Origin of the sequence: Limnohabitans sp. 2KL-27, from assembly GCF_001269345.1 — a bacterium.
In the GTDB taxonomy this organism is placed as follows: Bacteria; Pseudomonadota; Gammaproteobacteria; order Burkholderiales; family Burkholderiaceae_C; genus Limnohabitans_A.
In genome coordinates this window covers 1228709-1242165 of record NZ_CXOP01000002.1, presented here as the reverse complement: position 1 = coordinate 1242165, position 13457 = coordinate 1228709, and the positions used below count along the sequence as shown (strand labels likewise).

Sequence of the window (13457 nt, the reverse complement as noted above, 5' to 3'; positions counted from 1 at the left end):
AAACTTTGACCGACTTTAAAACAAGCAGCCTCGAGGCTGTGTTGCACGATTGACACCTCGCCCATGGAACTGAACCACGACATCATCACCACCCCGCCGCTGGACTCCGCTTCGGTGGTTTTGCTGCGCGACAGTGCACACGGTCTGCAGGTGCTGCTTCTCAAGCGGCATCAGGCCTCCAACGTGCTGGGCGGCGCCCATGTGTTCCCGGGGGGCAAACTGGACTTGGCCGATCAAAGCCCTGCTTTGCTGGCCAAACTCAGTCAGGATGCGGCCACCTTGCACCAGCGGCTGGCCGAGCCCGAGCTGAGCACAGTGCGTGCCGCAGGCCTGTTTGTGGCGGCCATTCGAGAGGCGTTTGAAGAATGCCGCATCTTGCTGGGCCAAACCGACTCGGACACGCCCGATCTGCAGGCGCTGCAAAGCGCTTTGGCCCATGGTCAAACGTGGTCGCAAGCGTTTCAGAGCCTGTCGCTGCGCCTGTGCACCGATGCGCTGGTGCCCTGGACCCGCTGGATCACGCCCCGGCAGGCCTCGGTGACCCACAAACGCTTTGACACCCGATTTTTCATGGCCCGGGTGCCCGAAGGCCAAACCGCCGAACACGACAACCACGAAACCACCGAAACCCTGTGGATCAAGCCACGCGATGCATTGATCCAATATTGGGACCGACAGATCGAGCTGGCTCCGCCGCAAATCATGGGTCTGGTGCAGTTGTCCCGGCATCCGGACACCCACAGTGCGCTGGCCGAAGCCCAAAGCCGCCAGCCGCCCGTGGTCGAGCCCGAACCTTTTGAACAAGACGGCATCCGCACCATTTGCTACCCCGGGGACCCCCGGCACTCGGTACAACAATCGGCCTTTCCCGGCCCCACCCGCCTGATGTTCAAAAACAAACGCTTTGAGCCGGAAGCAGGCTTGGCCGGTTTGATCAATTGATGCGTGGGCCATTACAATTTGTAACCACAATGGATACATTTTCGTCTGTATGAGCCAAGCTGCTGCCCCTGTTTATTTGTCTGTCGAACGGGCCATGGAGTTCATTGGCGATGCCCATGGGGTTTTGTCGCTTTTGAACACCTTGCACCAGACCTTGGGCGAGGACCTGCCCAAAATCCAGGCCATGCTGGACAAAGACGATATGCACGGCTTCAACCGCCTGTTGCACCAGCTCAAAGGCTTTACCCCCGTGTTTTGCGTGGACAGCCTGGTGGAGTGGGTGGTGAGGGTTGAAGGCCTGAGCAAGCATGGCGATTGGACCGACATCCGCGCGGCTTACAGCCAACTGGCCCCACAGCTGGAACAGCTGCGTACCGAAGTGGCCACTCACCTGAGACTTCACCCGCCAGTCTGAGCGGCCAGCCACTGGTCGATCTTGGCCGGGTCGTGCAGCAAACGCAGCTGATCAAAGGCTTCTTGGGCCTCTGGGTACACCCGCCGCAAATAATTGAGCCATTGCTTGAGTCGACCGGCGCGGTGGCGCGGCGCCACCCGCAGTGCAATGCCCTGCCAGAACAGCCGCATCAAACCCACAATCTGTGCCCAGTTCACCGCGCTTGAGGCTGCGCCAGAGGCCATGGCGTCATGCTGGGCAATCGCCAAAGCCAGCCCCGGATCGGCCACCATGCCGCGCCCGATCATCAGCCGGTCACACCCGGTCACCTCGCGGCAACGCAAGGCATCCGCCAAAGTCCAGATTTCGCCATTGGCCACCAAAGGCATGCGCACGTGTTGGCGCAGGTCGGCGATGCGGTCCCAATAGGCAGGCGGGCGGTAACCATGGGCCTTGGTGCGGGCGTGCACGACCAAATCACTGGCCCCGGCAGCCTCGATGGCCAGGGCACACTCTTCGGCGCGGCTGTCATCGTTGTAGCCCAAGCGCATCTTGGCCGACACCGGGATGTGCGCGGGCACCGCCCGGCGCACCGCCGCCACGATCTGCCCCACCAGCTCAGGCTCGTCCAGCAAGACCGCACCCCCTCGGTGCTGGTTCACGGTTTTGGCAGGGCAGCCAAAATTCAAATCAATGCCTGCGGGGGCCAACTGGGCCAGAGCCGCTGCATTCGCCGCCAAATAATCGGGGTCAGACCCCAATAACTGCACCCGCACGGGCACACCCGCCACCGTACGACTGCCGTTGAGCAGCTCCGGGGCGACCCGAATGAAAGCGCGGCGCGGCAGCACCGTGTTGGTCACACGGATGAATTCGGACACGCACAAATCCACCCCACCGACCCGCGTGAGCATGTCGCGCAGGGTGTGGTCCAGCAGCCCCTCCATGGGGGCCAGCAGGATGCGTGCCCCAAGAGGCGCGAGGGGCATCAGCCCAACTTGCGCTTGAGGCGCACTTCTTCGACCTTGACACTGCCCAGAGGCACGGTGCGGGCAGTATTCATCTCGCGCTTGAAGCCGGCCAGGTCATGAAAGCGCAAGGTTTGCTCGTGCAGCAAGGGCAGCCAAACCGTGACGTCGGTGCAGCCTTCGTCTTGCAGGCCTTCTCGGGCAGCGTCCCACAAGGCCAGACCAATGCCTTGGCCAATGCGGTCGGGTGCGGCATAAATGGCCCAGATTTCGCCCGTGGTGTTTTTGCTTTTGGGGTCACGCGAGCGGTCAAAGCCCACAAAACCCACCACCTCGCGGCCGGCCATCGCCACCATGACTTGCGGCTCACCGTATTCGATCGCCTCTTTCCAGAAAGACACGCGTTTGGGCATGGGCGTGGCGTCCCAATGGGCATCGGGCACCTGCCCTGCGTAGGCAGCACGGCAGGCGCTGACATGCAAAGCAGCCACGGCAGGGGCGTCTTGGAGGGTGGCAAATCGGACTTGGATATCGGACATGGCTTGAACAGATGAGGAAATGAACAACGCACTTGGGCCACAGGGCTTTCGGCGCAAAACCCGACATTGTCGCCGCATCGGTTATCTTCAATGGATGAGGATGTTTTCAAGCCGTCAGAATATCGCCGTATCCAGGCCACTCTTGCCCCCGGATCACAACGTACCAGAGCGTTTTCGCCAACCTTGCGCCTGGTGGGTCGAAGGCCTGTTCAAAGGCCTGTTTTGGCTCGCAGCCGCCTTGTGTGCTGGCCCCTTGAGCGCCCAAACCCCGGCCCCCACACGTTTTGCCGACGACATGGCCGAACGCACCCGCGCCTGCACCGCCTGCCATGGCGAGCAAGGCCGCGCCGGTCCCGACGGCTATTACCCGCGCTTGGCAGGCAAACCAGCAGGTTACCTGCACAACCAGCTGCGCAATTTTGCGCAAGGCCGCCGCCATTACGACCTCATGGCCCGCTTGGTCGACCCCTTGACCGATGTCTACCTGGGGGAGATGGCGCAGTACTTTGCCAACCTGACATTGCCTTACCCCGCCCCCACGGCCAACAACGCCATCACACCCGAGCGCCTGGCAAAAGGCCAGCAGCTGGTCACCAAAGGTGACACCGCACGCGGCCTGCCCGCCTGCACCCAGTGCCATGGCGTGCGCCTGACGGGCGTGCAGCCCAACGTGCCGGGGCTGCTGGGCTTGCCACTGGACTACCTGAACGCGCAGCTGGGCGCCTGGCAAAACGCGCAGCGCCGCGCCCACGCCCCCGATTGCATGGCCGAAATTGTCAAGCGCATGCCCGCGCAGGACCTGATCGCTGTGTCCAGCTGGCTGGCCCGCCAGCCGCTGCCTGCCGACACCCGGCCAGCTGATCGCCCCCCAACGGGCCCAGCCTTGCCGGATGCCTTGCGCTGCGGCAGTGCACCCGAACTTTCAGCCATCCCATCGGCTCCGGCCCAAGCAGGGGGCCGGCCATGAAAGACGCTTTGCACAAGATGCACCCTGTCAAACGTCTGGGCTGGGTCACACTGGCCAGCCTGCTGGTGCTGGCTGTGGGCGTGGTGTGGGACAACTGGGGCGATGTGCTGAGGCCGCAAGCCGACAACACCGCCCTCACAGCCCCAGCCACCGAAGCCCAGATCGAACAAGGCCGCTACCTGGCCCTGGCGGGCAATTGCATGGCCTGCCACACAACACGGGGTGGCACACCTTTCGCGGGTGGTCGGCGCATCGACACCCCCTTTGGCGGCGTGTACAGCAGCAACCTCACGCCCGACCCCGAGACGGGCCTGGGCCGATGGACGGCGCAAGACTTCTGGCAAGCCATGCACCGTGGCCGCTCTCCCAACGGACGCTTGCTGGCCCCGGCTTTCCCGTACAACCACACCAGCGTCATCACGCGCCAGGACAGCGATGCCATCTTGTATTGGCTCAAGACCCTGCCACCGGTGGTGCAGGCCCAGCCGGCCCACAGCCTGGTCTGGCCTCTGGGCACGCAGCCCGCGCTGGCCGTGTGGCGCAGCCTGTTTTTTGAGCCCAGCCCTTTCCATGCCGATCAGAGCCAAAGCGCCGAATGGAACCGGGGTGCTTACCTGGTTCAAGGCCTGGGCCACTGCGCCGCCTGCCACAGCCCGCGCAACGCGCTCGGGGCAAGCGGTGCGGTGAACGACTTGTCGGGCGGTTTGATGCCCGTGGCCAACTGGTACGCACCCGATCTGACCCGCGATGCCGAAACCGGGCTGGCCAGCACGTCCCTGCCCGAAATCGTGCGCCTGCTGCGCAACGGTGCCTCAGAGACTGCCCAAACCAGCGGCCCCATGGGCGAAGTGGTGCAGCACAGCCTGCAGCACCTGAAAGAAACCGACTTGCAGGCCATGGCCGTGTACCTGCAGTCACGCGCCCAAAGCACACCCCAGCCAGCGCCTGCCAAGGCACCACCCGCCCGCATCAGCTTGCAAGTGGCCACTCTGGGGAGCACCGTTTACGAGCGCCAATGCCTGCAGTGCCACGGCGAGCAAGGCGAGGGCATGAAAACCGCCTCGGGCGAGGTGGCCTACCCCGCCCTGGCGGGCAACCGCGCCGTGCTGCTGAACGACCCCACCAACCTGGTGCAACTGGTTCTGTATGGCGGCTACGGTCCCGCCACCCAAGGCCACCCCCGCCCCTTTGGCATGCCGCCTGCGTTGCTGGACTTGCAAGACCGAGACATCGCGGCCGTGCTGACCCACCTGCGCACCCGCTGGGGCAATCAAGCCAGCGAAGTCACGCCCTTGCAGGTCAACCGGATCCGGGCCGCGCAAGGCGGTTGAGCGGTTCAAGCCATTGGCACATGGTGCCCCCCCTGCATGCATTCGCGAGCAGGGGCTCGCTGTCACACAACAATCTCTCTGCCTGTGGGAGGCCACCCCTGCGCACGAATGGCTCGGTAACCAGCCAGCCTGTCATGTGCGGCAACCACAGGACGGGTGCATGCCGCTAGCATTTCGGGCATGCCACACCACCTCTACATCCTCACCGGCGCCTCACGCGGCATGGGTCTGGCCATCGCCGAGCAACTGCTGCAAAAAGGCAACGCCCTGCTGTGCATCTCGCGCCACGCCAACCCCGATTTGGCCTCTTCCGCCCAAAAGGCAGATGTGCCGCTCACCCAATGGACGCTCGACCTGGCCGACGGCACAGGTGCCAGCGCTCGCCTTGGCCAATGGCTGCAAAGCCAGAACGCGGCCGATTTCGCCAGCGCCAGCCTGATCAACAACGCGGGCGTCATCCCGCCCATCGCCCCGCTGCGCCAGTCACAGCCTGCCGATCTGGCCCTGGCCCTGCGCGTGGGCCTGGAAGCGCCCATGGCCTTGAGTGCCACATTTTTGGCGGCGACAGAAAATTGGCCCCTGCCCCGCAAAGTGCTCAACATCTCATCGGGCCTGGGCCGCCACCCCATGGCCTCGCAAGCGGGCTACTGCGCGGCCAAAGCGGGCATGGACCACTTCACCCGCTGCTTGGCGCTGGACGAAGCCCTGCACCCCAACGGTGCCAAGGTCTGCTCGCTGGCGCCCGGCGTGATCGACACCGACATGCAGGTGCAACTGCGCGGTGCGACGGGCGAGGACTTTCCTGACCAGTCGAAGTTTTTACATCTCAAAGCCCAAGGCCTGCTGAGCTCACCCGCTCAAGCCGCCGAGCAGGTGCTGCGCTTTTTGGCCCGACCCGACTTCGGACGAGAACCCGTGGCCGACGTTCGGGGCTGAAAGTCCTGCACCCACCCACCCGACCCTTGTCAGGCCGCTGTAGCCATTGCGCCGGACACTGATCGGCGTTGTACCCCATCCCCCTGTGTCAATTTTTTCAATCTGGAGACCTCCCATGAGCCGTGAAGTTGTTGTGGTCAGCGGTGTGCGCACCGCCATTGGTACCTTTGGCGGCAGCCTGAAGGACATTGCCCCCACCGAGCTGGCTGCGCAAGTCGTGCGCGAAGCCCTGTCCCGCGCCGGCACCGATGGCAAGGATGTCGGTCACGTGGTGTTTGGCCATGTGGTCAACACCGAGCCCAAAGACATGTATTTGTCCCGTGTCGCCGCCATCAACGGCGGCTGCGGCGAAGCAACCCCCGCTTACAACGTGAACCGCCTGTGCGGCTCAGGCCTGCAAGCCATCGTGAACGCCAGCCAGTCCATCTTGCTGGGCGACTGCGACATCGCCATTGGCGGTGGTGCAGAAAACATGAGCCGCGCGCCTTACGCCAGCCTGGCCACCCGCTTTGGCGCACGCATGGGCGACACCAAAATGATCGACATGATGATCGGCGCCCTGCACGACCCCTTCCACAACATCCACATGGGCGTGACGGCCGAGAACGTGGCCGCCCAATACGGCATCACCCGCGAAATGCAGGACGCCCTGGCTCTAGAAAGCCATAACCGCGCTGAACGCGCCACGGCAGAGGGCCGCTTCAAAGACCAGATCATGCCGGTCATGCTCAAGAGCAAAAAAGGCGACGTGGCCTACGCCACCGACGAGCATTTCCGCCCCGGCTGCAAGCTCGAAGACATGGCCAAGCTCAAGCCCGTGTTCGTCAAGGAAAACGGCACCGTGACCGCAGGCAACGCCTCGGGCATCAACGACGCTGCTGCGGCCGTGGTCTTGATGGAAGCCGGTGCCGCCAAGGCCCGAGGTGCCAAGCCCATGGCCCGCCTGGTGGGTTACGCCCACACCGGTCTGGACCCCAAGATCATGGGCGTGGGCCCGATCTCGGCCACACAAGCCGTGCTCAAGAAAACCGGCCTCACCGTGAACGACCTGGACGTGATCGAGGCCAACGAAGCCTTTGCGGCGCAAGCCTGCGCCGTGACGCGCGAGCTGGGTCTGGACCCGGCCAAGGTCAACCCCAACGGCTCGGGCATTTCGCTGGGCCACCCCATTGGCGCGACCGGCGCACTGATCACCGTCAAAGCCCTGTACGAACTGCAACGCGTGAAGGGCCGCTATGCCCTGGTGACCATGTGCATCGGTGGCGGTCAGGGCATCGCCGCGATTTTTGAGCGCATGTGATGTTTCTGGGCTGATCAGAACAAAAAAATGGGCATCCAGTGATGCCCATTTTTTGACCTTAAAAAGCCAGATCCATCAGGACTTGACCGCCGCCGTGACCACCACCTCGATCAAATAGGCCGGATGGGCCAGTGCGGCCTGCACTGTTGCGCGGGGCGGGGCACTGCCTGCCACGACCCAGGCATCCCACACCTCGTTCATGGCGGCGATGTCGGCAATGTCTTTGAGGTAAATCTGGGTTCGCAGAATGCGGGTTTTGTCGCTGCCCGCCTCGGCCAAGCGCAGCTCGATCTGGCGCAGCACATCGGCAGTTTGGCTGCGGATGTCGGTCGCCTCGCACTCGGGCACCATGCCCGCCAGGTACACCACGCCATTGAAAACAGCCGCTTCGCTGTAACGGGCCGCCACGTGCAGCCTCTGAAGGTTTGGGCTCATGTTTTTTTCTGGCCGAGTTTGGTTTCGGTGCCCGCCAACAGGCGGTGGATGTTTTCACGGTGGCGCCACACCAACAGCAAGGCCATGACCGCCAAGCTCAAAACTTCGGGCGCTGTCGCCTGCCAGGCCACACCGTCGCCAAACAGGTAAAAGACGGGCGCAAACACCGCCGCCACCATGGAGGCCAGTGACACATAGCGGCTGAAATACAAGACGATGGCGAAGCTCAACACCGTGGCCAGTGCCAGCGTGCCATGCACGCCAATGACCACACCCACTGCTGTGGCCACACCTTTGCCCCCCACAAACCCAAAAAACACCGGGTAAAGGTGACCCAAAAACGCGGCCAAGCCCGCCAAGGCCGCCATGTCAGGGCCCAAACCGAGTTCAGGCCCCCAAGCCAGCACCATCGCCACCGGCAACCAGCCTTTGAAGGCGTCCAGCAGCAACGTCAGGATCGCCGCCTTTTTGCTGCCCGAGCGCAGCACATTGGTGGCCCCCGGGTTTTTGCTGCCGTAACTGCGTGGGTCGTTCAGGCCCATCAGGCGGCTCACGATCACCGCAAAACTGAGCGAGCCCAACAAATAACTGGCCATCACCACGGCCACCGGAATCAACGCATCCATCCCCATCTCCCTTGTTCTTGTAAGGCGTCATTCTGCCAGCGCGCAATTGACGGGCTGTGCACCGAGCAGTTGCACACACACCTGCGGGTCCATGCCCACCAGATAACCGCGCCTGCCGCCATTGATGCAGATGCGTGGCAAAGCCAGGATGCTTTCTTCGATGAACACCGGCATCTGCCTGCGCGTGGCAAAGGGCGATGTGCCCCCCACCAGGTAACCGCTGTGGCGGTTGGCCACCTCGGGGGCGCAGGGCTCGACCGACTTCAAACCGATTTGGCGCGCCAGGTTTTTGGTCGACACTTTGCGGTTGCCGTGCATCAGCACCACCAAGGGCTTGGCGTCTTGGTCTTGCATGATCAGCGTTTTGACCACGCTGAAAGGGTCCATGCCCAGCACCTGCGCACTGTGCTGGGCACCGCCATGCTCCAGATACTCATAGGGATGCTCGGTGAAACTCACCCCCTGCTGGCGCAAGAGCGCCGTGGCCGGGGTTTCACTGACTTTGTCTTTCTTGGCCATCGCCTCAGTTCACAAGGCGGGGTCGCGCAGTTCCCAACGGATGTCGTCAATCGCCTTGAGCACTTCAGGCGTGAGCTGGGTGCTCCAGGCCGCCAAGTCATCGTTGAGCTGCGCCACCGAAGTCACGCCGATGATGGTGCTGGCCACGCTCCAGCGGTGGTAGCAGAACGCCAGCGCCATCTGGGTGGGGGTCATGCCGTTGTCGCGGGCCAGCTGGTTGTAGCGGCGCGCCGCCACCAAAGCCTCCGGGCGTCCCCAGCGTTGCTTGCGCATCGAGTCATAACGGGCGATGCGGCCACCATCGGGCACCAGTGGCCCCGTCAGGTCAGCGTTGTCGTATTTGCCCGTCAGCAAGCCAAAACCCAGCGGAGAATACGCCAGCATCGACACATTCAGGCGGTAGCAGGTCTCGTCCAAACCGTTGTCGTAGGTGCGGCTGACCAAGCAGTAGGGGTTTTGCACCGTGGCCACTCGCGGCAGCCCATGCTGCTCGGCCTGGCGCACGAACTCGTGCACGCCGTAGGGCGTTTCGTTGGACAAGCCGATGTAACGCACCTTGCCTGCTTGGACCAATTTGGCCAAGGCTTCGAGCTGCTCGTGGATCGAGGTGACCGACTTGTCCTTGGCCGGATCAAAATAGGTCATGCCAAACACCGGGGCATGGCGTTCGGGCCAGTGGATTTGGTAAAGGTCAATCACATCGGTTTGCAGGCGGCGCAAGCTGGCGTCGCAGGCGTTCAGGATGTCCTGACCGGTCATGCCCGAGCCTTCGCGGATCCAAGGCATGCCACGCGAGGGGCCGGCGACCTTGGTGGCCAAGACCAGTTTCTGGCGGGCACTTGGATTTTTGGCAAACCAGTTGCCAATGTAGGTTTCGGTGAAGCCGCAAGTGGCTGCGGTGGCAGGCACGGCGTACATCTCGGCGGTGTCGATGAAGTTGATCCCGGCTTCGAGCGATCGGTCCAGGATGGCGTGCGAGTCAGCCTCGTTGACTTGCTCGCCAAAGGTCATGGTGCCCAAGCAGATGGGGGTCACTTGCAGGTCGGATTGACCGAGTTGTACGAGTTTCATGGTGTGTCCTGTGTTGAATTCAAGCCCCTTGGTGTTCCCCACACGGGGCAAGGAGATATCGCTTGATTTTGTCACGCGTCAACGCGCTTGGGCCTGCAGCGCTGTCGCGCGTGCTTCTTCCTGCAGCCGCAGCACCCGCCGCTGGACCTTGCCGGTGGTGGTCATGGGCAGCTGGTCGATGAACTCGATCTCTTTGGGGTATTCGTAGGGGGCCAACAAACCCTTCACATGAACCTGCAGTTCGCGGCGCACCTCGTCGTCAAAGCTGGCTTGGCCGGGCCCAGTGGGCCTGCGGGCCAGCCAGTCGGGCGACAGCACCACATAGGCCTTGACCACCGCGCCCCGATCGGCGTCGGGCTTGGGGACCACGGCGGCGTTGGCCACGGCGGGGTGCTTGACCAAGCAGTTCTCGATCTCGCCCGGCCCGATGCGGTAACCGGCTGCCTTGAACATGTCGTCGGTGCGGCCCTGGTACCAGAGGTAGCCGTCCGCGTCCGCCACCGCCATGTCGCCAGTGCGGCACCAGTTGCCCGTGTATTTGGCCTGGGTGGCTTTGTCGTTGTTCCAGTAGCCCAAAAAGAACACGGGATCGGGCTGGCCGTGCACATCCAAGCGGTTCACGGCCACTTCGCCGGTTGTACCCGGCGGGCACTGCTGCCCGGCCTCGTCGATGACCGCGACCAGGTGACCCGGATAGCCCTTGCCCATGCTGCCCGGTTTGGCAGGCCACAGGCGGGCGCAGTTGCCCACCACGTAGTTGATTTCTGTCTGGCCGAACATTTCGTTCACCGTGACACCCATCTGCTTTTGGCAATAGCCAAACACCGCGTCGCCCACCGCTTCGCCCGCACTCATCATGGCTTGCAGCTTCAGGCGGTAGCGGGATTTCACGTTGGGCACCGCCTTCATCATGGCTTTGAGCGCCGTGGGGAACAAAAAGGTGTGGGTGACGCCGTGCTTTTGCAAAATCTCGAACGCCGTCTCGGGCGAGAAACGCCCGTTGAAGGCCACAATGGGCCTGCCAAAGTACAAGCTGGGCAGCAAGGCGTCCATCAGCCCGCCGGTCCAGGCCCAATCGGCCGGTGACCAGAACACCGCTTTGGAAGGGCGGCTGGCGTCAAAGGGGTCAAAACCAAACCAGTTCTGGCTGCACACAAAACCCGTCAGGTTGCCCATCAGTGCCCGGTGCGGGATGAGCGCGCCCTTGGGGTTGCCCGTGGTGCCGCTGGTGTAGATCAGCACCGCCGGGTCTTCTGCCAGGGTACTCACGGCTTTGAACGTCGCCGCCTGACTCAAAACAGCCTGCGTGTAATCCAGGTCGGCCTGCGCGCCCGCCGAACCCACACCGATCAGGCTTTGCAAGCCGGGGCAATCGGGCCGAGCTTGCTGCAGGGCCTGCACGGTGGACTCGTCGCACACTGCGACGCGGGCTTGGCTGTCGTTGATGCGAAAGGACAACGCCTCAGGCCCAAACAACATGGACAGCGGCATGGCCACCGCCCCCATTTGCAGCACGGCCATGTAGGCCACGGCCGTTTCAAAGCGCTGGGGCAACACAATCGCCACCCGGTCGCCACGTTGTACGCCCAGACCCTGCAACACCCGGCTCAGGCGGTTGGCCGCCGTTTGCAGCTGCTCAAATGTCCAGCTTTGGCCCAGGCCTTGGCCGGCCACATGCTCGCAGATGGCGACTCGCCGTGCCGTGGCGGGCTGCGCAGCCCACTGGCCGCAACAAGCCTGCGCCATGTTGAAGCGCTTGGGCACTTTCCAGACAAAGCCCTGGTGAATGGCCGCATAGCGGTCAGGGGTGACAGGGCTCGGGCGGTCCTGGTTGCGACTGACGCTCATCGTTTGTCTCCTTATGATCGAAAGTATGTACCAAGTTTTACGCGAATCACAAAGCCACTGGTTGCCGCTGCGCAGCTGCCGCTACCACGTACGCCAATGGGGCACCCCGACACCCGGCGCGACGCCGCTTGTGCTGGCCCACGGCTGGATGGACGTGGCCGCCTCCTGGCAGTTCATGGTCGACGCCTTCAGCGAAGCTTTTGTCAGCCAACGCCCCATCATCGCCATGGACTGGCGCGGTTACGGCCTCACCGAGACCCCGCCCACCGACAGCTACTGGTTCCCCGATTACCTGGCCGATCTGGATGCCCTGCTGGATGCGCTCTACCCCGGCCAAGCCATTGATCTGGTCGGGCACAGCATGGGCGGCAACGTGGTCATGATGTACGCGGGCACCCGTCCCGAGCGCATCCGCCGCCTGGTCAACCTCGAAGGCTTTGGCATGGCCGCCACACAGCCTAGCCAAGCACCCAATCGCATGGCCCAGTGGCTCGACGAGCTCAAAGCCCAACGCGCAGGCGACAACACGCTCAAAGCCTACCCCGACGCCGCGGGTGTCGCAGCCCGGCTGATGAAGACCAACCGTCGCCTGGGCCAGGACCGAGCCGACTGGCTGGCGCAGCACTGGGCCCACCCGGGCCCAGATGGCCAGTGGCGCATCCTCGGTGACTCGGCACACAAGGTGGTCAACCCGTATCTGTTCCACGTCGAAGAAGCGCTGGCCATGTACCGCCGCATCAGTGCCCCCGTGCTGGTGGTAGAGGCCTCTGACGACTCGCTCAGCCAGTGGTGGAAAGGCAAATACACATTGGCCGAGTTTCACGAACGTCTGAAGTCCGTGCCCAACCTCCAAAAAGCCGTGATTCAGGACGCTGGGCACATGCTGCACCATGACCAAGCAGAGGCTTTGGCGGCTGTGCTCGAAAAGTTCATGGCCTGACAGGACCTAAAATCGGCTTGTTTTAGTTTTGATGACTGTTGGCCATGCCCCTCTTCTCCCTATCCCGCTTTGGCTTGGCTGCGGCCTTGTCGATCTTGTTTTCTACGGCGCACGCCGATTCATCCATCCGTTACTGCCCTGACTTTTTGGCCGTCAAAGGGGCACCAGCGCCCGCGCACCGGGGAGAGATCACCTTCTCGCCCTACACCCACCACTTCAGCAACAACCCGGAGCACAAAAAAGTGGTGCTGGTGGCCTTGGACGAGCAACTGCCCGGTGACCGCTTGTGCGGGATCAGCTTTTTCAGCAACTCGTTTGGGCAGCCTTCGGTGTACGTTTATGCCGGTCAGCAGTTCAACAACTTGTGGGGTGTGCCCCAGTTGTTCGCCAAAGTCACGGGTGGGATCATGTATGGCTACGTGTCCCCCTATGAGAACAAGGTCCCCCTCAACCACAACGGCTTTTCACCGGCCGTCATCCCGGCAGTGGGTTACAAACTGACCCCGCACGATTCGGTGCAACTCCAGTTTTTGGGCAATGCGGCCCTGATGTTCTCTTACGGACGTCAGTTTTAAGGCCTGACTTCGACTTGTACTCGGCCAACTCATGAGAAAATGCCCGGTTTACCGAACCGGACACTT

Annotated in this window: 15 protein-coding genes; 8 read left to right on the top strand and 7 right to left on the bottom strand. The window is 63.0% G+C overall.

The window, feature by feature from the left end:
• Nucleotides 1–63: 63 nt before the first annotated feature.
• Both LHAB_RS08805 and LHAB_RS08800 read left to right on the top strand, forming a co-directional pair.
• A complete protein-coding gene (locus LHAB_RS08805) occupies nt 64–942 on the top strand; it encodes an NUDIX hydrolase (protein WP_090045472.1) in 879 nt (292 codons plus the stop codon).
• 49 nt (nt 943–991) lie between these two features.
• Nucleotides 992–1357: an Hpt domain-containing protein gene (locus LHAB_RS08800; RefSeq protein WP_228763389.1), complete on the top strand. Its 366-nt coding sequence runs from the start codon at nt 992–994 to the stop codon at nt 1355–1357.
• Here LHAB_RS08800 and LHAB_RS08795 read toward each other — a convergent pair.
• Both LHAB_RS08795 and LHAB_RS08790 read right to left on the bottom strand, forming a co-directional pair.
• Nucleotides 1342–2325 carry a tRNA dihydrouridine synthase gene (locus LHAB_RS08795; protein WP_090045470.1) on the bottom strand — a complete coding sequence of 328 codons (984 nt, stop codon included), beginning with the start codon at nt 2323–2325 and terminating at the stop codon, nt 1342–1344. The two genes, LHAB_RS08800 and LHAB_RS08795, sit on opposite strands and share 16 nt — an antisense overlap.
• Nucleotides 2325–2843, bottom strand: a complete 519-nt coding sequence (locus LHAB_RS08790) for a GNAT family N-acetyltransferase (RefSeq protein WP_090045468.1) — start codon at nt 2841–2843, stop codon at nt 2325–2327. The genes LHAB_RS08795 and LHAB_RS08790 overlap by 1 nt, the downstream gene beginning before the upstream one ends.
• Nucleotides 2844–2985: 142 nt before the next feature.
• On the opposite strand from LHAB_RS08790, the gene LHAB_RS08785 reads away from it, so the two are divergent.
• From LHAB_RS08785 to bktB, 4 genes are all read left to right on the top strand, one after another.
• A complete protein-coding gene (locus tag LHAB_RS08785; RefSeq protein ID WP_369814109.1) occupies nt 2986–3810 on the top strand; it encodes a c-type cytochrome in 825 nt (274 codons plus the stop codon).
• A complete protein-coding gene (locus LHAB_RS08780; protein ID WP_228763388.1) occupies nt 3807–5141 on the top strand; it encodes a c-type cytochrome in 1335 nt (444 codons plus the stop codon). The genes LHAB_RS08785 and LHAB_RS08780 overlap by 4 nt, the downstream gene beginning before the upstream one ends.
• Nucleotides 5142–5321: 180 nt before the next feature.
• Nucleotides 5322–6077 carry an SDR family NAD(P)-dependent oxidoreductase gene (locus LHAB_RS08775; protein ID WP_090045465.1) on the top strand — a complete coding sequence of 252 codons (756 nt, stop codon included), beginning with the start codon at nt 5322–5324 and terminating at the stop codon, nt 6075–6077.
• A gap of 115 nt (nt 6078–6192) precedes the next feature.
• Entirely contained in the window at nt 6193–7377 is a 1185-nt protein-coding gene (bktB, locus tag LHAB_RS08770) for a beta-ketothiolase BktB (protein WP_090045463.1), read from the top strand.
• Nucleotides 7378–7452: 75 nt separating this feature from the next.
• On the opposite strand, the gene LHAB_RS08765 is transcribed toward bktB, so the two are convergent.
• From LHAB_RS08765 to LHAB_RS08745, 5 genes are all read right to left on the bottom strand, one after another.
• On the bottom strand, nt 7453–7812 hold the full coding sequence (locus tag LHAB_RS08765) for a RidA family protein (RefSeq protein ID WP_090045461.1): 360 nt from the start codon (nt 7810–7812) through the stop codon (nt 7453–7455).
• Complete coding sequence (plsY, locus tag LHAB_RS08760) at nt 7809–8438, bottom strand: glycerol-3-phosphate 1-O-acyltransferase PlsY (RefSeq protein WP_090045459.1); 630 nt, start codon at nt 8436–8438, stop codon at nt 7809–7811. Before plsY ends, LHAB_RS08765 begins: the two co-directional genes overlap by 4 nt.
• A 27-nt stretch (nt 8439–8465) precedes the next feature.
• Nucleotides 8466–8957, bottom strand: coding sequence for an aminoacyl-tRNA deacylase (locus LHAB_RS08755; RefSeq protein ID WP_090045457.1), 492 nt, complete (start codon nt 8955–8957; stop codon nt 8466–8468).
• 9 nt (nt 8958–8966) lie between these two features.
• A complete protein-coding gene (locus LHAB_RS08750; protein WP_090045455.1) occupies nt 8967–10028 on the bottom strand; it encodes an aldo/keto reductase in 1062 nt (353 codons plus the stop codon).
• 78 nt (nt 10029–10106) lie between these two features.
• Nucleotides 10107–11876, bottom strand: a complete 1770-nt coding sequence (locus LHAB_RS08745; protein WP_090045453.1) for an acyl-CoA synthetase — start codon at nt 11874–11876, stop codon at nt 10107–10109.
• A gap of 25 nt (nt 11877–11901) precedes the next feature.
• Here LHAB_RS08745 and LHAB_RS08740 point away from each other — a divergent pair, with 25 nt between their 5' ends.
• Nucleotides 11902–12816: an alpha/beta fold hydrolase gene (locus LHAB_RS08740; protein WP_194943137.1), complete on the top strand. Its 915-nt coding sequence runs from the start codon at nt 11902–11904 to the stop codon at nt 12814–12816.
• 44 nt (nt 12817–12860) lie between these two features.
• Nucleotides 12861–13391, top strand: coding sequence for a hypothetical protein (locus LHAB_RS08735; protein ID WP_090045450.1), 531 nt, complete (start codon nt 12861–12863; stop codon nt 13389–13391).
• Nucleotides 13392–13457: the final 66 nt, after the last annotated feature.